Source organism: Bradyrhizobium frederickii (assembly GCF_004570865.1).
Classification (GTDB): Bacteria; Pseudomonadota; Alphaproteobacteria; order Rhizobiales; family Xanthobacteraceae; genus Bradyrhizobium; species Bradyrhizobium frederickii.
The window spans coordinates 1-21,608 of record NZ_SPQS01000013.1 but is presented as its reverse complement, the minus strand read 5'-3'; the positions used below and the strand labels follow the sequence as shown (position 1 = coordinate 21,608).

Here is a 21,608-nt window from a genome sequence, read left to right as displayed (position 1 = left end):
GGGACAGACGGCGGCGCCTGAACACGCTAAAAGCTGATCCGGACCCGAACGGCCGCGTGAGCGCAAAGCGTCGGGGATACAGCAAGGGAGCGACGCTTGAGCACGGCGCCACGCATCGACATCGATCCTGCCGCATTCTGGGCCGATCCCTATCCAATGCTGGCAAAGATGCGCAAGGAGGCGCCGATCGCCTTCGTGCCGCAGCTCGGCTCGACGCTGCTGACCAGCCGCGACGACATCTCGATCTCCGAGAAGCAGATTGACGTGTTCTCCTCGCACCAGCCCGCCGGCCTGATGAACCGGCTGATGGGCCACAACATGATGCGCAAGGACGGCGAGGCGCATCAGGTCGAGCGCCGCGCGATGTTCCCGACGGTGTCGCCGAAGACGGTGAAGGCGCACTGGACTGCGCAGTTCCAGGCCCATGCCGACCGCATCCTCGCTTCGATCGAGCCCGGGCGGGTCGACTTGATGCGCGATTTCGCCTTGCCGTTCTCCGGCGAATGCCTGAAGTCGATCACCGGCCTCACCAATATCGGCTATGAGGATATGGACGCCTGGTCGCAAGGCATGATTGAGGGCATCGCCAATTACGCCGGCGATCCCGCCGTCGAGGCGCGCTGCCATGCCGCGACGTCCGGTATCGACGCTGCCATCGACGACATCCTGCCGGTGATGCGCATGCATCCCGACCAGAGCATTCTCGGGGTTCTCCTTTCCTCGGGCATGCCGATGGAGAGCGTGCGCGCCAACGTCAAGCTCGCGATCTCAGGCGGGCAGAACGAACCGCGCAAGGCGATTGCCGGCACGGTATGGGCGCTCTTGACCCATCCCGAGCAGCTCGATCTGGTTCTGCGCGGTGAAGTGACCTGGCTGCAGGCGTTCGAGGAATACGCCCGCTGGATCTCGCCGATCGGCATGTCGCCGCGCCGTATCGCAAAGCCCTGGAGCATCCGCGACGTCGCCTTCGAAACCGACGAGCGCGTGTTCCTGATGTTCGGCTCCGCCAACCGCGACGAGAAGCATTTCGACCGCGCCGATGAGTTCGACGTGCGCCGCGACGTGACCAAGAGCGTCGCGTTCGGCGCCGGCCCGCATTTCTGCGCCGGCGCCTTCGCGTCCCGCGCCATGATCGCCGATGTCGCGCTGCCGACATTGTTCGCGCGGGCGAAGAAGCTCGAGCTCGCCGACGACGAGCCGGTGCGCATCGGCGGCTGGGCGTTCCGGGGCTTGCAGAACTTGCCGGTGAGATGGCTGCATTAGGCCAGCAGGCGCTCGCGCGCGCCACGACGCCGTTCACTCCGCGATCACGCCATCATGCGCCTGTTTTGCCCGACGGAGCAAACCTTTTGCCTGCCGCGCAAGTCGGCTGCCGCTTAAGTCGGCTGCCGCGTAAGCCATTGATCCCGTTAACGCCGGCTACTGTGCATGGGGTTGTTTTCGACATTCTGAGTTCGGCACTTCGCAAGCGCAGGGCCGGATCCGCGCGGCGCTCACATTCGCGTGCGAAAATAATCGCTCTGCATCGTCGCGGCCGCTTGAAAGATTAATCATGCTCACTGCCGCACGCGCAGTGCGCGCATCGCTATTTTCCTGAACGTCTCGACACCTCCGACAACCCGCACCATCATCCTCCACACGTGAACGAACAACGGCCGCACGCGGCCTGGAGTGTGGAATGCAGCGTCGTGACTTTCTCAAACTATCGATCGGAACTGCGGCCGCTGCGGCGATTGCCTCGCCTGCAATGGCGCAAGGGGTGCTGAAGGAAATTCGTATCGGCTACCAGAAGACCGGCGTGCTGGTGATCGCGCGCCAAAGGGCAGCCCTGGAAAAACATTTCGCCCCGCAAGGCATCGACGTGAAATGGATCGAGTTCTCGTCGGGGCCGCCGATGATGGAAGCAATGAACGTCGGCAGCGTCGATTTCGGTGCGGTCGGCGATTCGCCGCCGGTGTTCGCGCAGGCGGCAGGAGCGGCGATCGTCTATGCCGCCGGCCAGCCCATCACCAACGGGCAGGGCATCCTGGTGCCGAAGGACTCGGCGATCCGCGACATCGCCGACCTCAAGGGCAAGCGCGTCGGCTTCACCAAGGGATCCAGCGCCCACAACGTCGTGGTGCAGACGCTGGAGAAGGCCGGCCTCACCTATGCCGACATCACGCCGGTCTATCTGACGCCGCCGGATGCCGGCCCGGCCTTTGCCAATGGCAGCATCGAGGCCTGGGCGATCTGGGATCCGTACTTCGCGATCGGCGAGACCAAGCAGAACGGCCGCATCCTGATCAATGCGCGCGAGGTCACCAAGACCAACTCCTTCTACATCGCCAACCGCGATTTCGCGAAGAATCACGGAACGATCCTGCAGCAGATCGTCGAGGTGACGGCCGCGGCGGGCACATGGGCAGAGCAGCATCGCGACGAGGTCGCCAGATCGCTCGCCGCGATCACCGGCGTGGCGCTGGACATCCAGACCGTGGCGGCCAATCGCGCCAACTTCGTGGTCGGTCCCGTCACCGACGACATCGTCGCGACCCAGCAGGGCGTCGCCGACCGCTTCTACAAGCTCGGTCTGATTCCGAAGCCGATCGTCATCCGCGACATCGTCTGGCGCAACCCGGCAGCCTGACCGTGCCGACCACTCTTCCCACGCATAAGGGTTTGAACATGAGGCGTATCATCCAGCGCCTGATCGCAGCCGTCATGCTGTCGATCGGCATCGTCGCCGCCGCGGTCGGCACCTCCTATGGCGAGGACAAGGTCGTCCGCATCGGTTACCAGAAATACGGCAAGCTGGTGCTGCTCAAGAGCAAGGGCACGCTCGAGCCGAAGCTCGCCGCCGCCGGCTTCAAGGTGGTGTGGACGGAATTCCCCTCCGGCCCGCCGCTGCTCGAAGCGCTCAATGTCGGCGCGATCGATTTCGGCAACACCGGCGAAGCCCCCCCGATCTTCGCGCAGGCCGCCGGCGCGCCGATCCAATATGTCGCCTATGAGCCGCCGGCCCCGAAGGGCGAGGCGATCCTGGTGCCGAAGCACAGCCCGCTCAAATCCGTCGCCGACCTCAAGGGCAAGAAGGTCGCGCTGAACAAGGGCTCGAACGTCCACTATCTCCTGGTCAAGGCGCTGGAGCAGGCCGGCGTGAAGTATTCGGAGATCGAGCCGGTGTTCCTGGCGCCGGCCGATGCCCGCGCCGCCTTCGAGCGCGGCGCCGTCGACGCCTGGGTCATCTGGGATCCGTTCCAGGCCGCCGCGGAAGCGGCCACCGGCGCGCGCACGCTCACTGATGGCACTGGCATCGTTGCCAACTACCAGTTCTATTTCTCCTCGAGGAAATTCCTCAATGCCAATCCCAGCATCGTCGAAGCCGTGCTCGCTGAACTGAGCGCGATCGACGACTGGGCCCGGGGCGATATCCACGCGGTCGCCGAGCAGCTGGCGCCGTCGATCGGCCTGTCCGTCCCGGTGGTCGAGGTGGCGTTGAAGCGACAGTCCTACGGCATCAGGCCGATCACTGATGCCGTCATTGCCGACCAGCAGCAGGTGGCCGATGCGTTCTTCGCGCTGGGCCTGATCCCCAAATCCATCAAGATTTCCGACGTCGCTCGGAAGCCCGGTACGTGAGCACAATCATGAGCAAGCCATCCAACGCCAACATCCTCTGGTTCCTGCCGACCCACGGCGACGGCCGCTATCTCGGCACCGGCATCGGCGGCCGCGAGGTCAACTTCAACTATCTGCGCCAGATCGCGCAGGCCGCCGATCAGCTCGGCTATTTCGGCGTGCTGCTGCCGACCGGGCGGTCGTGCGAAGATTCCTGGATCGTCGCCTCGTCAGTCGCGCCGTTCACCGAGCGGCTGCGCTACCTCGTGGCCGTGAGGCCCGGCCTGCAATCGCCGAGCGTGGCCGCGCGCATGACGGCGACGCTCGATCGCATCAGCAATGGCCGGCTGCTCGTCAACGTCGTCACCGGCGGCGATCCCGTCGAGAACAAGGGGGACGGCGTCTTCCTCGGTCATGACGAGCGCTACGAGGTCACCCGCGAGTTCCTGAACGTCTACAGTGACCTGCTCGCCGGCAAGACGGTCAACGTCGAGGGCAGGCACATCCGTGTCGAAGGCGGCAAGCTGCTGTTCCCGCCGGTGCAGTCGCCGCGGCCGCCGCTGTATTTCGGCGGCTCCTCGGAGGCCGGCATCGACGTCGCCGTCGACACCGGCGACAAATATCTCACCTGGGGCGAGCCGCCCGCGCTCGTCGCCGAGAAGATCGCGAAGGTGAGGGAGGTGGCCGCGGCGCGCGGCCGGAAGCTCTCCTTCGGCATCCGCCTTCATGTCATTGTCCGCGAGACCAATGAGGAGGCCTGGCGCGCCGCCAACGATCTGATCAGGCATGTCAGCGACGACACCATCGCGCTGGCGCAAAAGAACTTTGCCCGCATGGATTCCGTGGGACAGCAGCGCATGGCGCAGCTCCATGGCGGCAAGCGCGACAAGCTCGAGATCGCCCCGAACCTGTGGGCCGGCGTCGGCTTGGTGCGCGGCGGTGCCGGCACCGCACTGGTCGGCGACGCCCAGACGGTGGCGACCCGCATCAGGGAGTATCAGGATCTCGGCATCGATACCTTCATCATGTCGGGCTACCCGCATCTGGAGGAAGCCTATCGCTTCGCCGAGCTGGTGTTCCCGCTGCTCTCGCTGGAGCAGCCGAGCAACGTGACCCGGCTGCATTTCAACGGCGGTCCGTTCGGCGAGACGGTCGGCAGCGATTTCCGTCCGCAGCACCGGGTGTCCCAGTCATGAGCCTGATCGACAGCATCTCGTTCCCGCGCGGCGTTCGCCTGCCGCGCGTCGACGGCCTGGTCCAGTGGATCGTGCCGCTCGCCATCATCGCGATCTGGCAGCTCGCGAGCGTCACGGGTTTCGTGCCGACGCGGGTGCTGCCGGCGCCGAGCGACGTCGTGCTCGCCGGCTGGAAGCTGCTGCTCTCCGGCGAGCTCGTCCGCAACATCTGGGTGTCGTTCTGGCGCGCCTCGATCGGCTTCCTGATCGGCGGCAGCATCGGCTTCGCCTTCGGCCTCGCCAACGGACTGTCGCAGCTTTCGGCCAAGCTGACCGACACGACGCTGCAGATGGTGCGCAACGTGCCGCATCTGGCGCTGATCCCGCTGGTCATCCTGTGGTTCGGCATCGATGAAAGCGCAAAACTGTTCCTGGTGGCGCTCGGCGTGTTCTTCCCGATCTACCTCAACACGCTGCACGGCATCCGCACCGTCGATCCGCAGCTGATCGAGATGGGCCGGATCTACGGCATGACCGACGGCGAGCTGTTCCGCCGCGTGATTTTCCCGGGCGCGTTGCCCTCGATCTTCGTCGGTATCCGCTTCGCGCTCGGCATCATGTGGCTGACGCTGATCGTCGCCGAGACCATCGCCGCGTCCTCAGGGCTAGGCTACATGGCGATGCAGGCGCGCGAGTTCATGCTGATCGACGTCGTCGTGCTCTCGATCCTGATCTACGCCCTGCTCGGCAAGCTCGCCGACAGCGCCTCCCGCGTGCTCGAGCGTTTGACGCTCTCCTGGCACCCCGCCTTCCAGAAACGTTGAGCAGAAATACGGGAAATCACATGCAGACAGCGCTTCGTACCTCCCTTCCCGAAACCGAGCTCGCCGGCTCCGCCAACTTCGCGCCTCATGCCCGCGTGGTGCGCGAGGAGCGGCCGGTAAAGACCGGCGGTCTGCCGCTCAGCATCCACGGCTTGCGCAAGTCGTTCGGCAGCAACGAGGTGCTGCGCGGCATCGACCTGCACATCCCTGCCGGCCAGTTCGTCGCCATCGTCGGCAAGAGCGGTTGCGGCAAGAGCACGCTGCTGCGCCTGATCGCCGGTCTCGATAGGATCGACGCCGGCAGCCTCAGCTTCGGCCAGGATTCGCAGCCAAAAGACATCCAGCCCGAGGACATCCGCGTGATGTTCCAGGAGCCACGTCTCTTGCCTTGGGCCCGCGTGCTCGCCAATGTCGAGGTCGGCCTCGGTCGCGATCGCGCCTCGCAGGACGCACATGTCCGCGCGGAGAAAGCGTTGACGGAGGTTGGCCTCGCCGACAAGCGCGAGCATTGGCCTTCGGTGCTGTCGGGCGGCCAGAAGCAGCGCGTCGCGCTGGCTCGCGCGCTGGTCTCCCGTCCGCGCGTGCTTGCCTTCGACGAGCCGCTCGGCGCACTGGATGCGCTGACCCGCATCTCGATGCAGCGCCTCTTGGAGCGCGTCTGGCGCGACCAGGGCTTTACCGCGATCCTGGTCACCCATGACGTCTCCGAAGCGGTCGCGCTGGCGGATCGCGTGCTCGTGATCGAGGAGGGCCGCATCGCCCATGACGTCGTGGTTAACGCAGCCAGGCCGCGCCGGCGCGGCTCGGTCGAACTCGCAGACCTCGAAGGCTCGATCCTGCGCCACCTGTTGTCGGCGGATGATCGTACCTAAATAAAGGGAACCCCGCTTCGGGGAGCAATGCCATGAATGTAGTGCCTCGCGATCTCATGACTGAAATCCCCGTCTCGTCCGCCGATTTCCGGGGCGCCATGCGCCATCTCACCGGCGGCGTCAGCGTCATCACCGCCGGCAGGGGCAAGGACATCACCGGCATGACGGTGACCTCGGTGACCTCGTTGTCGGTCGAGCCGCCGACGCTGCTGGTCAGCATCAACCGCGACGCCTCGTCCTTCCCCTTGATCCGGCGCCACGGCGCCTTCGGCGTGAACATCCTCAACGCCGACCAGCTCGACGTGGCCGAGCGCTTTTCCGGCAAGGGCGGGCTGAAGGGCGCCGATCGTTTCAAGGGCGCCACATGGGTGACGGCGGTCTCGGGCGTGCCGCTCCTGGCCGGCGCGCTGTCGGCCTTCGATTGCGAGGTCGAGGAGATCGTGGAGCGCCACTCGCACGGCATCGTCATCGGCCGTGTCAGGGACATCAAGAGCTCGATGCGTACCGCGGCGCTGGCCTATTGGCACGGCCGCTACGTGGCGGTCGACCAGGACGAAGACGCCGCAAGGCTCGCCGATGTCAGCCTTCCCGCGCACGGCCGGCGCGGCGTTTGATCGCCGCGGGCGGCCGCGCAGGCTGGCCTTTTCCGCCTCATCGCTCTAGAAGCGCCCAGAGCCTCCCGTTTCGGGCCGGCCATGGAGCGGATCGATGAAGCGCATCGCGACCTTCGCCTTCTACGCCGTCGGCGCGCTCGCGATCGCCTATCTCGCGCTGTACGCCTACGCGATGTTCTCGGGCCAGCCCGTGATCATCCCCGGCGATCCCATCCACATCTTCCGCAAGCCGGATGCACCGAGTTATTCGTGACGGCACGGGCGGTCTCGTAGGGTGGGCAAAGCGAAGCGTGCCCACGACTTCTATCCGACGAGTCTCGTAGGGTGGGCAAAGGCGCATTTGCGCCGTGCCCACCATCTCTCCACGACGCTAACAGGTGGTGGGCACGCTTCCGCCTTTGCTCTTCGAGCTACGGCGGACAAGCCGCTTTGCCCACCCCACGGCACCGTCGTTCATCCCCGCAAAATCGCCAGCGCCAGCGCCTGCGCGCGTGGCACGATGCTGTCGACCTCGAGATATTCCTCCGGCGTATGCGCGAGCCCGCCGACCGGGCCGAGGCCGCAGATGGTCGGCGTGCCGACCGCGGCGGTGAAGCCGGAATCGGCGCAGCCGCCGGAGAACTCGCCCTGCAGCGTGGTGAGGCCGACCTGCCGGGCGGCCGCCTGATAGTTCTCGAACAGCGTCTTGGACTCCGCACTCTGCACCACCGGCACGAACTCGCCCTTGATCGTCAGCGTTGCGCTCGTGCCCGGCACGTAGGAGGTCGCGGCGATCTTTTCGATCGCGGCCATGATCCGCGCACGATCGGCCGGATCGACATAGCGCAGGTCGATCTGCCCCTCGGCGTAGGGCGCCGTGGTGTTGACGGACTGCCCGCCCGCGACGAGACCGACATTCAGCGTGATGCCCTTGTCGAGATCGGTCAGCGCGTGGATCTGCACGATCTTGTGCGCGAGCTCGCCGATTGCGCTGATGCCCGCGGCGAAGTTGGCGCCGGAATGCGCGGCCTTGCCGGTGATGGCGAGATGCATGAAGATGCCGCCCTTGCGCCCCGTGACGACGTTGCCGGTGGGGCGGCCCGGCTCGGAATTGAACACGGCGCGGGCGGAGCGGCCTTCGCGCTCGATCACGGGCCGGGACGAGGGCGAGCCGATCTCCTCGTCCGAGGTGATCAGCAGCTTGATCGGATGCGGGTTGCCGCCGAATTTGTGGAAGGCGGTTGCGACGAACACGTTCATGACGAGACCGGACTTCATGTCGGCGACACCGGGCCCGTAGGCGCGGCCATCCGTGATGGTGAAGGGACGGCGCCCGGCCTCGCCCTTGCCGAACACGGTGTCGCGATGCCCCATCAACAGCACCGGCTTTTCGTTGCTGCCGGGCTTGGCCACCTCGGCGTGGATCGCGTCGCCGAAGGTGGCGTTGGCCTCGCGGCGGCTCGGAATGCCGTGCTCGGCAAAATGCCGCTCGAACCGCGCACCGACCGCATCGACGCCCTCCTTGTCATAGGAGCCGGAATCGATGTTCACGACATCGCGGAGCAGATCAATCATCGCCTGCTTCTGCGATGCCAGCCAGTCCGTGATTTGAGCTTCAGACATGTTTACCCTCGCGTGGTTGTCGCGAGCGGTTATAGGGCGTTGTGCCGGCGCGACCTAGTCGGTGAACGCGGTGCGGCTCTGCACCAGGCATTGAGTTAGCCGTCACCCTGAGGCCTCGAAGGGCGACGGCCCGGCTGTGGCCGTGCATCCTTCGAGGTTTTCCACACGATGCGTTCGCATCGCGTGCTTCGCGCCTCAGGATGACGGGGCAGGCGATGCAGCTGGCAAAAAGAAAAGCCCGGGCTGAGCCCGGGCATTCGCCTTGTCTCAATCGTCGTGGCGCCGCTTACGCCCCGATCACCGGTATCCGCGGATATTCGCCGGGGGTGCCCGCCGGCGGGATCGGGATGCCGCCGTCGGAATATTCGTTCAGCTTGTTGCGCAGCGTGCGGATCGAGATGCCGAGGATGTTGGCGGCATGGGTCCGGTTGCCGAGGCAGTGCTTCAGCGTCTCCAGGATCAGGTCGCGCTCGACATCCGCCACGGTGCGCCCCACCAGCGCGCGCGTCACCTGCTCGGCGGCCATCGTGGCGTGGGCCACGGCGGGGGGCGTCTTGGCGAGGTCGAGGCGGTCGCCGTCCGGCGTGATGATGGCGTCGGCACCGATCTCGTCGCCCTGCGCCATCAGCACCGCGCGGTGCATGGTGTTTTCGAGCTCGCGGACGTTGCCCTGCCAGCGGTTGGCCGAAAGCACGCGGCGTGCTTCCGCCGAGATCGGGCGCAGAGGCACGCCGTTGGCCTCGGCGTATTTCTTCACGAAATGCTGGGCGAGCTCCAGGATGTCGGCGGGGCGCTCGCGCAGCGGCGGGATCTTCAGGTTCACGACGTTGAGGCGGAACAGCAGGTCTTCGCGGAACGTGCCCTCGCGCACCGCTTCCGCGAGGTTGCGGTTCGAGGTCGCGATGATGCGGATGTCGACGGGGACAGGCTTGGTGCCGCCGACGCGGTCGATCACGCGTTCCTGGATGGCGCGCAGCAGCTTGGATTGCAGGCGGACGTCCATCTCCGAGATTTCGTCGAGCAGCAGCGTGCCGCCGGTTGCCTCCTCGAACTTGCCGATGCGGCGGGCAATCGCGCCGGTGAAGGCGCCCTTCTCGTGGCCGAACAGCTCAGATTCCAGGAGATGCTCGGGGATAGCGGCGCAGTTGATCGAGATGAAGGGACGCTTGGCGCGCGTCGAGCGGGTGTGGACGTAGCGGGCCAGCACCTCCTTGCCGGTGCCGGACTCGCCGGTGATCATCACCGAGGCGTCCGAGCCCGCGATCTGCTGCGCCAGCTTGATCACCTTCGCCATCGCCTCGTCGCGATAGACCAGCTCGCGGGAATCGTTGGCGACGGCGGCCAGCACCGCGGCGATCAGCTCGGGGTCGGGCGGCAGCGGGATGTATTCCTTGGCGCCGGCATGGATCGCGGCGACCGCGGCGCGGGCGTCGTTGGTGATGCCGCAGGCGACGATCGGGGCGTGGATGTGCTCGGCCTCGAGCCGCAGCACGAGGTCGCGGATGTCGAGGGCGACGTCGACCAGCAGGAGGTCGGCGCCCTTGCCGCCGCGCAGCACCCGCATCGCCTGCTCGTGATCCTCGGCATGGGTCACGGTGGCGCCGTTCTCCATCGCGATCTTGGTGGCGGTGGTGAGCTGGCCCTTCAATGTGCCAACGATGAGAAGCCGCATGTCAGTCTCCTGTCCGTCTGGTCGCGCTGCCGCGCGTCATTCCCTGCGTATTAGCTGCGTTCGGTCTTGATGATTTCGGTCATGGTCACGCCGAGCTTGTCCTCGACCAGGACGACTTCGCCGCGGGCGACCAGCTTGTTGTTGACGTAGATGTCGATGGCTTCGCCGACGCGGCGGTCGAGCTCAAGCACGGTGCCGGGCCCGAGCTTCAACAGCTCGCTGACGTCCATCTTGGAGCGGCCGAGCACGGCCGAAACCTGTACCGGCACGTCGAACACCGCCTCGAGGTCGGCGGCGGCGCGCGCCGCATATTCGTCCTCGTTGTAGCCGACGTCCGTGCCGGTGGGCGGCATCGGGCCGTTGAGATCGGGCAGCGGGACCTGTCCGTCAGTGTCGCTCATGGGTTAACTCCCCCTGCGGGACGCGACATAGCGTCCGACCATTTCGTCGATCTTGGCCGCGATGGCGCCGCGCTCCAGCACGACGCCGCCATCGGCCCATTCGATCCGGCAGTCGCCGGTGGCAATCTCCGGCTCGGCCAGGATCACCAGCCGGCCCTCGAAGCCGCTCTGCTTGGCGAGCCGCTCGATCTTCTCGCGGGCGGCGTCGTAGAGCGCATCGTTGATGCGGACGACGAGATGCGGCGTCGCGACCAGATGCGAGAAGCAGTCCTTGACCAGCGCCACGATCTCGCCGAGCGGCTCCGCGGCGACGAGGTCGGCGCAGAGCTTGCGCGCGACCGCCACCGCGACGTCGACCGCCTCGGTTTCCATCTTCGATTCGATGTTGCCGATGCCGGCCGCGATGCCGCGGATGCCGATGTTGATCTCCTCCATGGCGAGCGCGACGCGGCGGTCGCTCTCGGCTTTGGCTTCGCGCTGGCCGGCGGCAAAGCCTTCCTGATAGGCGCGCGCTTCGGCTTCCGCGACCTTCTGGGCGATCTCGGCCGCGGTCGCGGCCTTCTCGCGCGTGGCCCGCTCGGGCGCCGCGAAGTCGGTATCGAACAGGAATTTCGCCGGAGCGGCCATCAATACACCAGCTCGTCGTCGGCGCGGTTCTTGGTCAGCATGATCTCGCCCTTGGCGGCGAGGTCCTTGGCGAGGTTGACCAGAAGCGCCTGGGCCTCGTCGACGTCGCGCAGGCGGACCGGGCCCATCGCCGCCATGTCGTCCTGGAGCATCTTGGCCGCGCGCGAGGACATGTTGCCGAAGAAGAAGTTGCGGACGTCCTCGTTGGCGCTCTTGAGCGCGACGCCGAGCTTGTCCTTGTCGACGTTGCGCATCAAGGTCTGGGCCGATCCGGAATCGAGCTTGACGAGGTCGTCGAAGGTGAACATCAGCGCCTTGATGCGCTCGGCGGATTCCCGGTTGTCCTCCTCCAGCGAGGTGATGAAGCGGGTTTCGGTCTGGCGGTCGAAATTGTTGAAGATTTCGGCCATCACCTCGTGGGCGTCGCGGCGGCGGGTCTGGGACAGGTTGGACATGAATTCGGTGCGCAGCGTCTTCTCCACGCTCTCGATCACCTCCTTCTGAACCGCCTCCATCTTCAGCATGCGGTTGACGACGTCGAGCGCGAGGTCCTCGGGGAAGATGCCGAGCACGCGCGCGGCGTGCTCCGGCTTCAGCTTGGACAGCACCACCGCGATGGTCTGCGGATATTCGTTCTTGAGGTAGTTGGCGAGGACTTCTTCCTGCACGTTGGAGAGCTTCTCCCACATGTTGCGCCCGGCGGGGCCGCGGATCTCGTCCATTATGCCGTTGACGCGCTCCGGCGGCAGATATTGCTGCAGCAGGCGCTCAGTGGCGTCGAAATTGCCCATCAGCGCGCCCGAGGCCGACATGCGCGAGACGAATTCGAGCAGCATGTCCTCGACGGTGTCGACCTCGACGGTGCCGAGCGTCGACATTTCCAGCGAGAGCTGGCGCACCTCGTCGTCGTCGAGCAGGCCCCAGATCTTGCCGCCATATTGCTCGCCGAGCGCAAGCATCAGGATCGCGGCGCGCTTCGGCCCGGACAATTGTCCGGCCGGCTTGCCGTCCTTTGCCCGGGTGTTGGCGCGCTGACCGAGCGTGGAGATCACGCTGGTGATGTCGTTGCTGTTGGCGTTTTGCAATGCGGCGGCCATGTCAGATCACTTCTCGTACTATTTTGCGGATTCGCTCAGCCATTGGCGGACGATGGCGACGGTTTCGTTGGGGTTGCGCTCGGCGAGCTCGCCGACGCGATGAACGGACTGGGCGTGGACCTGGCCCTGGATGGTGGCGACGTCGATCGCGCTGGCGGCGCCGCTCGGCAGGAGCGGCTGGGCGGACGGCGCGGATTCCTCGGCCGCCGGACCGCTGAGGACGCCGGAGATGGCAGCGGCGACCTCGTCGGAGGCGAGGATGCGCTTGACCAGCGGGCGGATCACCAGGAACAGCACGACCAGGCCAAGCAGCATCATCACGCCGAGCTCGACGAAGTACATGACGTCGTCCTTGGTGAACTGCAGCATGCCGAGAAGGCCGCCAGGCTCGCCGATCGGAGCGGTGGAGGGCGCATCGGCAAAGCGCAGATTGACGACCTCGACCTGGTCGCCGCGCTTCTGGTCGAAGCCGATGGCCGAGCGCACCAGCGCGGCGATACGGTCGAGCTGCTCCTTGGTGCGGTCCTGATAGGCCAGCTCGCCCTTGTCGTTCTTGGAATAGATGCCGTCGACCAGCACCGCGACCGAGATGCGGTTGACCCGGCCGGCTTCCGTCACCTCGGTCTTGGTGGTGCGGGAGATCTCGTAATTGTTGGTCTCTTCGGTCTTCTTGCTCTGGTCCTTGGCCGTGGCGCCGTTGTTCTGCTGGTTGCCGGGCAGCTCGTTGTTGACGGTGACCTGGCCGTTGTTGTCGGCGGTCATGCTCTGTTCTTCGCGGGTCTGGCTGGAGCGCAGCACCCGGCCTTCGGGATCGTACTTGTCCGAGGTCTGCGTGACCTTGTTGAAGTCGAAATCGGCGGAGAGCTGCACGCGGGCGCGGCCCGAGCCGACCACGGAGGAGACGATGTCCTCGACCTGCTTGCGCATCCGCTTCTCGAAGGAGATGCGGCGCTCGTCGCCGACGGCCTGCTCCGGATCGGCCGCTGCGCCGTCGGCGAGCAGCTGGCCGGCCTCGTCGACGATCGAGACCCGCTGCGGCTTCAGGCCGTTGACGGCGGAGGCGACGAGGTGGCGGATGGCGCGGATCTGCTGGGCTTCCAGCGAGCCGCGGACGCGCACCACGATCGAGGCCGACGGCTCCGGCGCCTCGCGCGCAAACAGCGGGCGCTCCGGCAGCACCAGGTGGACGCGCGCGGCCTGGATGCGGTCGATGGCGCGGATGGTGCGGGCGAGCTCGCCTTCCAGCGCGCGAAGGTGATTGATGTTCTGGACGAAAGAGGTGGTGCCGAGCGCGTCGGACTTGTCGAACACCTCGTAGCCGACGCCGCCGCCCTTGGGCAGGCCGCCCTCGGCGAGCTTCATCCGCAGCCGCGTGACCTTGTCCTTGGGCACCATGATGATGGAACCCTCATTGCGGATCTCGAACTGGATGCCCTGGCGTTCCAGGTCCTTGATGATGCCGGAGGAATCCTCGACGCTGAGGTCGGTGAACAGCGTCGTCATCTGCGGCGTGGTGACGCGCATGATGACGAACGCGAAAAAGCCGATGAGCGCGGCGGTGACCGCGATCATCGCCCCGAACCGGGCGGCGCCGATACTCTTCAGAAAGTCCGCAAGACCTTGCAAGCAACCGCCCCAACAGATTCGGCCGCTTTCACCGGAAAGGCCGACTGGGCAATTATTGCCTAGGGGATGGTTTCGATATGGTTAACGAAGGTTAAGAGGTCGGACAAAAGTCGCGCCAAAGTGCGATATGAAAAAAATCGGCCCCGCAGGGCGAGGCCGATTTTCGTCAAAAGCCGCAGATTTCCGGGATCGCCTACTGGCGATATTGCTGGATGCGGGTGGTGCGAAGACCCGCCAGACCATGCTGGTCGATGGAAAACTGCCAGGAGAGGAATTCGTCGACCGTCAGGGTATAACGGCTGCAGGCCTCCTCGAGCGAGAGAAGTCCACCACGGACAGCGGCGACGACTTCGGCCTTGCGGCGGATGACCCAGCGTTTGGTGCCGGGTGCAGGCAGATCCGCGATCGTCAACGGACTGCCGTCCGGCCCGATGACGTATTTTACCCTCGGGCGATGGGGTTCTGTCATGGCGTACTCACAAACTCTCAACCACTGAACTCACATCCGTAACCCTACGCCCGGCGGCTTAAAAATCCGCTAAGCCTAAGGCTTCAATACAATTCTCGTTGAAAATGCTGAGACGAGGCCGTGTCGGCCGGCGGGACGGTGGCATCCGGGCCGGTCGAGGGGGTCTTCGTAAATACTTTACTAACGAACGAGGCCCTCAAGGGGCTCTCTCAGCTGTCGTCCCGGCGAACGCCGGGACCCATACCGCGTGATCTATCGATGAGACGCAGGTAGCAGTACCAAGAATGACTTTCTAACCACCAGTCTTCGCCAAACTGCTCCCTGTGGTTATGGATCCCGGCGTTCGCCGGGACGACACCGAGCGTGTGGAATCATCCACTCCCTCAATTGCTTGTCGCGATGATGCTCTTGACCTGGCTGAGCGTATAGCTGGCGCCGTCGATGGTGAGCAGCGGCGGCGACTGGGTCAGGTCGACGGACGACACGGTGCCCTGCACCTGCGCGGAGATGCCGACATTGTTGTTCGCCACGTCCTTGCCCGTGGCCGAGATCGTGTACTTGCCGTCGGGCCATTGCGTGCCGTCATTGCCCTGGCCGTTCCAGGTGAAGGGGATGTCGGTGCCGGCGGCGGCAGTATATTTGCCGGTGAACACGGTCTGGCCGCTGGCATTGGCGACGGTGATGTCGACGGTGGAATCGGAGGGCACGTTGAGATGCCAGGTGGCCAACGAGTTCTTCATGGTCGCGGTCGTGCCGTCGACCAGGGCGGTCTTGCCGACGAAGCCCAGCGCCTGGGTCGCCTGCGTGGTCTGCTGCAAGGTGACGAGCTGGGCCAGCGCATCGTTGGTCTTGAGCTGCTGCTCGACGCCGGCGAACTGCACCAGCTGCTGGGTGAACTGGTTGGTGTCGAGCGGATCCAGCGGGTTCTGGTTCTGCAGCTGCGTGGTCAGCAGCGTCAGGAAGGTCTGGAAGTTGCCGGCGAGCGTCGATCCCGTGGTCGAGCTCAGCGTGTTCGACGAAGAGGATTTCGGCAGCTCGGTCGTCCCGGAGACGACGGTAGGGGCCGTGGCGCCAGTCGTGGTGGTCATGTCGAATACTCCTTACACTCTGATGTCGACGCCGCTGCTCGGCCCATACATGCGGCCATAGCTGCGGCCGACGGGTGCGGCGGCGACGGTCTCGTCCTCGCTGATGATCAGCCGGCGGGCATTGCCGCCATTGTCGTTGTTCTGGCCGGAGTTCTGGCCTGACGAATTCTGGTCGCGCAGGCTGAAGGACAGCCCGTTGCTGCCGGTCTTGAGGCCGGCATCGTCGAGCGCACGCTGCAATTGCGGCGCGTCCTGGCGCAGCATCTGCAGCGTTTCCGGCTTCTCCACGGTGAGATGCGAGGTCACGTTGCCGGCGCGGTCGACATTGATGCGCACGTCGATGCGGCCGAGCTCGGCCGGATCGAGGCTGATGTCGAACCGGGACCTGCCGGAGCGGATCGCGGCCGCGATCTCGACCGGCACGCCGTTGATCGGCACCGCCGTCGCGCTGGCCGCGGTCGCGGTCAGCGTCGCGGTCGATGCGGACGCGGTCGAGGTCGTGTTGGTCAGCGGCGCCTGCACGGCGGAGGCGGCTTGCGCGCTCGCATCGGCGGTGTTGAAAGCGGCCTGCGCATTGGCATGGGCCTGGGCGGCCGGTGCGGCCGGGATCGCGTCGGGCGTCCGGTCCGCGGCGCCGGGCTTGGTCTCGGTTGCTGCGCCATCTGCCTGCGGCTTGGGGCCTAGCGCGTGCGCGGCGGCGTTGACGGCCGTCGGGCCTGGTGCTTGCGTCGGGGCGGCATTCGCCTTGGCGGTGTCCTGGCCGATATTGGAGACGTCGGACTGTCCTTGCGCGGTGGCGGCGGCCTGGAACGAGGTCTTCGGCGTGCCCTGATGGACGGGGATCAGTCCGCCGTTCGGCTTGGCCTCGGCCGTAACCTCGTCGGTTGCGCCGGTCGCGGCATCGGCCAGCGTCGCCGAGGTGTCGGCATCGACCTTGGCGCCGGCGATCTTGGCGCTCTTGTCGCCCGACGTGGCGGTGTCGGTCTTGGTGCCCGCGATCTGCGCCGCGGTTGAAGCGCTGGCGGCAAGGCCGGCAGCGGCGATCGTCAGCGGCGAGGAGGTGGCGGCCTGGTTCGCCGCGGAGTTCGGATCGGTTGGGACCACCGGAGCGGCAACCACGATCGCGTTGGGATCCGGCATGGCCGCCTGCGCCGCGTCGGCCGGCGCGGCATCGACGGCAGCCGCGAGCCCATCGGCGGCCTCGGTCTTGTCGCCCTTGGTCTGCTCGGATGTATCGGCCGATTTGGCGTCGGATGTCTCGGACTTGTCCTTGACCTTGCCGGTGTCCTTGCCGGCATCGGTGGTGGCATCGCTCGCCTCGTCGGCCCTGGTGGGCGCCGATGCGTCGGTCTCGTCGCTTGCCTTGCTTTGCGAGGCTTGATCCGTCGACGAGGCGTCGCGCGGGCCCTTGTCCGCGGAGGACGCGGATGACTCGCTCCGCCGCGGCGCGCTGTCCTGGGCCTGCGCGGCCGCATTGGTGTTGATCGCCTGGGTGTTGCTGTCGACCAGCGACCCGAAGGAGTCGCTTGCGGACGCCTCTTTGGCGCTCTGCGACCGGGCAGGCTTTTGCTGCGCGCTCGAAACTTGCACGCTCGCCGCGACATCTGACGTACGACCGACCACAGGCGACCCCTTGGCAACAAACTTCGACATCAAGGGGAGCAAGGAGCGGGCCAGCGTTGCCACGTCCATCTTTATACAATGAAATCAATATCTTAAGAACTTGCAGGCACGGCTGCCGGGCCCGCCGCAACCCCGCCATTTCTGCCTCCCCGGCAAGAATTGCCCTAAGCCGGCCGCCCGCGTGATTGCTTCACCGGAATGCCGCCTATATTAAAGAGGTTACTCTCAGCCGCTTTCGACCGGGCAATCGTGCCTTTCGGGAACTCGAGTTCCCGGGGATCGCCGATGTCCCGCGAGAAGCAAGAAATCGCGGGATCGCCGCGCGCCGCCGTCACAACCCTTAAAGGCCCATGCTCAACAGTCTGGATCTCGAAGGCCGTCCTGAGGACACCAGGGTCGTCGTCGCCATGTCGGGCGGCGTCGATTCCTCGACGACGGCTGCGCTCCTGAAGGCGGAAGGCTACGACGTCGTCGGCATCACGCTGCAGCTCTACGACCATGGCGCGGCGACCCATCGCAAGGGCGCCTGCTGCGCCGGCCAGGACATCCACGACGCCCGCGACGTCGCCGCCAAGCTCGGCATTCCCCATTACGTGCTCGATTACGAGGACCGCTTCCGCGAATCCGTCATCGACAATTTCGCCGATAGCTACGCGCTCGGCGAGACCCCGGTGCCGTGCATCGAGTGCAACCGCAGCGTCAAGTTCCGCGACCTCCTGAAGACCGCGCGCGAACTCGGGGCACAGGCGCTCGCCACCGGCCATTACGTCGCCTCGCGCCGCCGCGAGGACGGCTCGCGCGCGCTGGTCTGCGCGGCCGACGCCGACCGCGACCAGAGCTACTTCCTGTTCGCGACCACGCAGGAGCAGCTCGACTTCTTGCGCTTCCCGCTCGGCGACATGACCAAGCCGGAGACGCGCGAGCTCGCGCGCCGCTTTGGCCTTTCCGTCGCCGACAAGCACGACAGCCAGGACATCTGCTTCGTGCCGACCGGGCGCTACACCGACATCATCACCCGCCTGCGGCCGAACGCGATGGACCCCGGCGAGATCGTCGATCTCGACGGACGCGTGCTCGGCCGCCACCACGGCATCGCCAATTTCACCGTCGGCCAGCGCCGCGGCCTCGGCATCGCGGCATCCGCGCCGCTGTATGTGGTGCGGCTGGAGGCTGCGACCCGCCGCGTCGTTGTCGGCCCGCGCGATGCGCTCAAGATGCACCGCATCGCCTTGCGCGACGTCAACTGGATTGGCGACGGCGACATCGACCGCGCCATCGGCGGCGGCCTCGAACTGTTCGTGCGCGTGCGCTCGACCCGCAGCCCCCAGCCGGCCTGGCTGCGCGGCGGCAACGGCCATTACGAGGTCGAGCTCGTCGCCGGCGAGGAGGGCGTTTCGCCCGGCCAGGCCTGCGTATTCTACGACGCAGCCAGCGGGCAGGCGCGCGTGCTCGGCGGCGGCTTCATCCAGAGCGCCGCCGCGAAGGTCGCAAGCGACACGGCAAGGCCGCTCGCAGAGGCGGTTCGCGGCTAATCTTCATGAGATCGAATTGCACTCTCGCGACACCGGAAGTGCGCCCCCTCTCCCGCCTGCGGGAGAGGGTTGGGGAGAGGGCTCGCTCCACTACCGATATCTCGCGAGCGGCTAAAGCCCTCACCCGGCGCTACGCGCCGACCTCTCCCGCAAGCGGGAGAGGCGCTAGACCACGCTCGGGGCGGCCATTGATTTCACCAACAGTCATCACACTCTCGAGTTTCGCGTAAGGGCAGGGGCATGGCAGCAGACATCTCGCGGGCCGGGGTCGAGAAGGCCTATGGCCGCTGGGCGCCGGTCTATGATCTCGTGTTCGGCAAGGTGTTCGACGCCGGCCGGCAGTCGACCATCGCCGAGGCCGACCGCATCGGCGGCCGCATCCTCGATGTCGGCGTCGGCACCGGGCTCTCGCTGTCCGATTATTCACGCACCACCAAGATCTGCGGCGTCGACATTTCCGAGCCGATGCTGCGCAAGGCGCAGGCGCGCGTGCGCGCGCTTCGGCTCTCCAATGTCGAAGTGCTCTCGGTGATGGATGCGAAGAACCTCGCCTTCCCCGAAAACTTCTTCGACGCGGTGGTGGCGCAATATGTCATCACCGCCGTGCCCGATCCCGAAGGCACGCTCGACGAGTTCGTGCGCGTGCTCAAGCCTGGCGGCGAGCTGATCCTGGTCAATCACATCGGCGCCGAGAGCGGTCCGCGCAAGCTGTTCGAGCTCGCCTTCGCGCCGATCGCCCGCCGCCTCGGCTGGCGCCCGGAATTCCCGTGGGCCCGCCTCGAGGGCTGGGCGGCGAGGCACGGCGGCATCACGCTGGCCGAGCGGCGCCCGATGCCGCCGATGGGGCACTTTTCGCTGATCCGCTACGTCAAATCGTGATCAGGCGGGCAGGGAACAGGGTGCATCGCGCGGGCGTTTCCCTCCCATGCGCACGACATCAAACATCATTCTGGCCAGCCTCCTGATCGCCGCCGCCGGCAGTGCGATCGCGCAGGCCCCGCCCGCCCCGGCGACGCCGCCGCAAGCGACCGCGCCGCCTTCCCCGCAACATGCCGCCAACTGCACCCCGCAGGACCGGCCGGGCCGCTCCTCGGATGGCACCACCACCGGCCAGTCCCGGGAACCGCTCGGCGACAGATTGGCCAAGTCCGACGGCGTGCTCTGCCCGCCCGCCGGCGTCGACCCCGAGATGCACGCCCCGGCCCCCGACACCGGCGGCAACACCCCGGTCATCCCGCCTCCGGGCAGCCCGGGCGGCGACCCGAACGTGCGGCCGAAATAGGCCTCGCTCCGCATCCCCAGATGCCGTCATGCCCGGGCTTGTCCCGGGCATCCACGTTCTCAGGGCAGGGAAGAACTCATTGAAAAGAGGCCATACTCTGCGAAAGGCGGCTTGTCTCGACAAGCCTTGCCGAGTGCCGAAAAAGCCGGCCGCTTTGCTTGACTTCCCGCCGCCCCCTTCTTTATATGCCGCGCGTTCGCGAGATCGGCCTATTCGCCGCCGCGATCCCTGTGGCGGGGTAGCTCAGCTGGTTAGAGCACGGGAATCATAATCCTGGGGTCGGGGGTTCGAGTCCCTCCCCCGCTACCAAGATTCGTCTAAACATCTGATTTGACTACGAAAATTTTTGAATTGCGCCGCTATCGGTAGCGGGCATCATCCTCTTTTGGCGCAACTCTCATCGTCACGCTGTTCCTGCGGTGAGACCCGACGAGCTCTCGTTATCAACCCGGGCAATATCTCTGCTTTGTCGAGCCAACGACAGCATAGGTTTGTCCGAGAATCGCATCCCAGCGAGCGCGATTGTCCGGATCCACTTTTGCTATGACGCTTCGACAATACCAATCTCTCGCCTGTGGATCGTCAGGACTACGTTTCCATTTCTGGAAGTTCGTCCGTGTTTCGGGATCATCGGTTGGCGTGAACTTGTAAGCAATCCGCACGCCGCCCAACTGCGTTGCCGCATTCGATAGATCGACCAGATTTGGAAGTTTAATGGTGAGAAGATTGGGCTCGTCGCTGCTGAGCTCAACTGCGGGAATTTCGTTCAGCGTCACAATCGTCTTCGTTTCTTGAGTTTTCTCGTTAACGGCACGAACTTCCATGCCGCCGCTGATGCCGAACCCACATGCTTGCCCCCAAGTGTCTATGACCCAGTCTGATTGCGATATCCGAAGGTGGGGCGAGTCAGCAAATTTCTCAAAGGCGCAGGCGTTCGCGCTGGACGCCGAAAACGTCTGAACTCCTATAAGAATCAGGACATGACGAATCGAAGCGGATAGATGCAGTTGGCTTCTCATGGCGGCGACGAATCTCAAAGCTGGTACAATTCAGGGTTCTTCGATTTTGGCCAGACGCCTGATAGCCGAAGCAGGATCAAAGCCGATAGCTTTCGCGATGTCGAGGAATTCCAGAACCCCAATCCTCAGTTACCCGCCCTCAATCATCGCGACACAAGACTAATAACGGCCGAGCCGCTTCGCGAGTTGTGAGCTGGTCCCGCAAATCTGAACAGCGCGATAAGTGGAGTTTCTGCCTGACGGCGGGCAAGATTGACCCGCGAATCAGGAGAGACGATGAGCAGACGAGCACGGCGGAACCACACTCCGGCTTTCAAGGCGAAGGTGGCACTTGCCGCCGTCAAGGGTGACCGCACGCTGGCGCAACTGGCGGAGCAGTTCGACGTTCACCCCAATCAGATCACATCGTGGAAGGCCCAGCTCGAAGGCAGCGCTGCCGATGTTTTCGGTCCGGGCGGCGGGAGTCGGATCGCCGAACCCACCGT

22 protein-coding genes and 1 tRNA gene are annotated in these 21,608 nt (G+C 65.7%); 13 read left to right on the top strand and 10 right to left on the bottom strand.

Annotation, left to right across the window (positions count from 1 at the left end; all coding sequences use genetic code 11):
• Positions 1-96 precede the first annotated feature (96 nt).
• The 8 genes from E4K64_RS22470 (at position 97) to E4K64_RS40490 (ending at position 7,338) form a co-directional block, all read left to right on the top strand.
• Positions 97-1,263, top strand: coding sequence for a cytochrome P450 (locus E4K64_RS22470; RefSeq protein ID WP_135165473.1), 1,167 nt, complete (start codon positions 97-99; stop codon positions 1,261-1,263).
• Positions 1,264-1,678: 415 nt separating this feature from the next.
• Positions 1,679-2,629, top strand: coding sequence for a sulfonate ABC transporter substrate-binding protein (locus E4K64_RS22465; protein ID WP_135165472.1), 951 nt, complete (start codon positions 1,679-1,681; stop codon positions 2,627-2,629).
• 38 nt (positions 2,630-2,667) lie between these two features.
• Positions 2,668-3,621: a sulfonate ABC transporter substrate-binding protein gene (locus E4K64_RS22460; protein ID WP_135165471.1), complete on the top strand. Its 954-nt coding sequence runs from the start codon at positions 2,668-2,670 to the stop codon at positions 3,619-3,621.
• 8 nt (positions 3,622-3,629) lie between these two features.
• Positions 3,630-4,796, top strand: coding sequence for an FMNH2-dependent alkanesulfonate monooxygenase (ssuD, locus tag E4K64_RS22455; RefSeq protein WP_135165470.1), 1,167 nt, complete (start codon positions 3,630-3,632; stop codon positions 4,794-4,796).
• Positions 4,793-5,599: an aliphatic sulfonate ABC transporter permease SsuC gene (gene ssuC, locus E4K64_RS22450; RefSeq protein WP_135165469.1), complete on the top strand. Its 807-nt coding sequence runs from the start codon at positions 4,793-4,795 to the stop codon at positions 5,597-5,599. Before ssuD ends, ssuC begins: the two co-directional genes overlap by 4 nt.
• Positions 5,600-5,619: 20 nt before the next feature.
• On the top strand, positions 5,620-6,471 hold the full coding sequence (locus E4K64_RS22445; RefSeq protein ID WP_135165468.1) for an ATP-binding cassette domain-containing protein: 852 nt from the start codon (positions 5,620-5,622) through the stop codon (positions 6,469-6,471).
• A gap of 32 nt (positions 6,472-6,503) precedes the next feature.
• Entirely contained in the window at positions 6,504-7,085 is a 582-nt protein-coding gene (locus E4K64_RS22440; protein ID WP_135165467.1) for a flavin reductase family protein, read from the top strand.
• A gap of 94 nt (positions 7,086-7,179) precedes the next feature.
• Positions 7,180-7,338: a hypothetical protein gene (locus tag E4K64_RS40490; RefSeq protein ID WP_164718287.1), complete on the top strand. Its 159-nt coding sequence runs from the start codon at positions 7,180-7,182 to the stop codon at positions 7,336-7,338.
• Between the two features lie 200 nt (positions 7,339-7,538).
• Here the strand turns inward: E4K64_RS40490 and E4K64_RS22435 are convergent, their stop codons facing one another.
• The 9 genes from E4K64_RS22435 to E4K64_RS22395 all read right to left on the bottom strand — a co-directional run bounded on the left by E4K64_RS22435 (position 7,539) and on the right by E4K64_RS22395 (position 17,290).
• Positions 7,539-8,687 (bottom strand): M20 family metallopeptidase, encoded by a 1,149-nt coding sequence (locus tag E4K64_RS22435; RefSeq protein WP_135165466.1) that lies wholly within the window; start codon positions 8,685-8,687, stop codon positions 7,539-7,541.
• 286 nt (positions 8,688-8,973) lie between these two features.
• The gene (flbD, locus tag E4K64_RS22430; RefSeq protein WP_135165465.1) at positions 8,974-10,359 is read right to left on the bottom strand and encodes a sigma-54-dependent transcriptional regulator FlbD; all 1,386 of its coding nucleotides are present in this window, start codon (positions 10,357-10,359) and stop codon (positions 8,974-8,976) included.
• 50 nt (positions 10,360-10,409) lie between these two features.
• Positions 10,410-10,760 carry a flagellar motor switch protein FliN gene (gene fliN, locus E4K64_RS22425; protein WP_018318401.1) on the bottom strand — a complete coding sequence of 117 codons (351 nt, stop codon included), beginning with the start codon at positions 10,758-10,760 and terminating at the stop codon, positions 10,410-10,412.
• Between the two features lie 3 nt (positions 10,761-10,763).
• Positions 10,764-11,387 (bottom strand): FliH/SctL family protein, encoded by a 624-nt coding sequence (locus E4K64_RS22420; protein WP_063201378.1) that lies wholly within the window; start codon positions 11,385-11,387, stop codon positions 10,764-10,766.
• Positions 11,387-12,484 carry a flagellar motor switch protein FliG gene (fliG, locus tag E4K64_RS22415; protein ID WP_135165464.1) on the bottom strand — a complete coding sequence of 366 codons (1,098 nt, stop codon included), beginning with the start codon at positions 12,482-12,484 and terminating at the stop codon, positions 11,387-11,389. The genes E4K64_RS22420 and fliG overlap by 1 nt, the downstream gene beginning before the upstream one ends.
• Positions 12,485-12,502: 18 nt before the next feature.
• Entirely contained in the window at positions 12,503-14,110 is a 1,608-nt protein-coding gene (gene fliF / locus E4K64_RS22410; RefSeq protein WP_135165463.1) for a flagellar basal-body MS-ring/collar protein FliF, read from the bottom strand.
• A gap of 193 nt (positions 14,111-14,303) precedes the next feature.
• Positions 14,304-14,579 carry a CtrA inhibitor SciP gene (sciP, locus tag E4K64_RS22405; RefSeq protein ID WP_002714638.1) on the bottom strand — a complete coding sequence of 92 codons (276 nt, stop codon included), beginning with the start codon at positions 14,577-14,579 and terminating at the stop codon, positions 14,304-14,306.
• 383 nt (positions 14,580-14,962) lie between these two features.
• Entirely contained in the window at positions 14,963-15,667 is a 705-nt protein-coding gene (locus tag E4K64_RS22400) for a flagellar hook assembly protein FlgD (RefSeq protein ID WP_135165462.1), read from the bottom strand.
• Between the two features lie 12 nt (positions 15,668-15,679).
• Positions 15,680-17,290 (bottom strand): flagellar hook-length control protein FliK, encoded by a 1,611-nt coding sequence (locus E4K64_RS22395; protein ID WP_135165627.1) that lies wholly within the window; start codon positions 17,288-17,290, stop codon positions 15,680-15,682.
• Positions 17,291-17,640: 350 nt separating this feature from the next.
• On the opposite strand from E4K64_RS22395, the gene mnmA reads away from it, so the two are divergent.
• The 4 genes from mnmA to E4K64_RS22375 all read left to right on the top strand — a co-directional run bounded on the left by mnmA (position 17,641) and on the right by E4K64_RS22375 (position 20,413).
• Entirely contained in the window at positions 17,641-18,822 is a 1,182-nt protein-coding gene (gene mnmA / locus E4K64_RS22390; protein WP_135165461.1) for a tRNA 2-thiouridine(34) synthase MnmA, read from the top strand.
• 240 nt (positions 18,823-19,062) lie between these two features.
• Complete coding sequence (locus tag E4K64_RS22385; RefSeq protein ID WP_135165460.1) at positions 19,063-19,701, top strand: class I SAM-dependent methyltransferase; 639 nt, start codon at positions 19,063-19,065, stop codon at positions 19,699-19,701.
• A gap of 46 nt (positions 19,702-19,747) precedes the next feature.
• Positions 19,748-20,104 (top strand): hypothetical protein, encoded by a 357-nt coding sequence (locus E4K64_RS22380; protein WP_135165459.1) that lies wholly within the window; start codon positions 19,748-19,750, stop codon positions 20,102-20,104.
• A gap of 232 nt (positions 20,105-20,336) precedes the next feature.
• Positions 20,337-20,413, top strand: a tRNA-Met gene (locus E4K64_RS22375).
• 134 nt (positions 20,414-20,547) lie between these two features.
• On the opposite strand, the gene E4K64_RS22370 is transcribed toward E4K64_RS22375, so the two are convergent.
• Positions 20,548-21,123 carry a hypothetical protein gene (locus E4K64_RS22370; protein ID WP_135165458.1) on the bottom strand — a complete coding sequence of 192 codons (576 nt, stop codon included), beginning with the start codon at positions 21,121-21,123 and terminating at the stop codon, positions 20,548-20,550.
• Positions 21,124-21,399: 276 nt separating this feature from the next.
• Here E4K64_RS22370 and E4K64_RS22365 point away from each other — a divergent pair.
• On the top strand, positions 21,400-21,608 hold a 209-nt coding region (locus E4K64_RS22365; RefSeq protein WP_135162981.1), incomplete at its 3' end, for a transposase.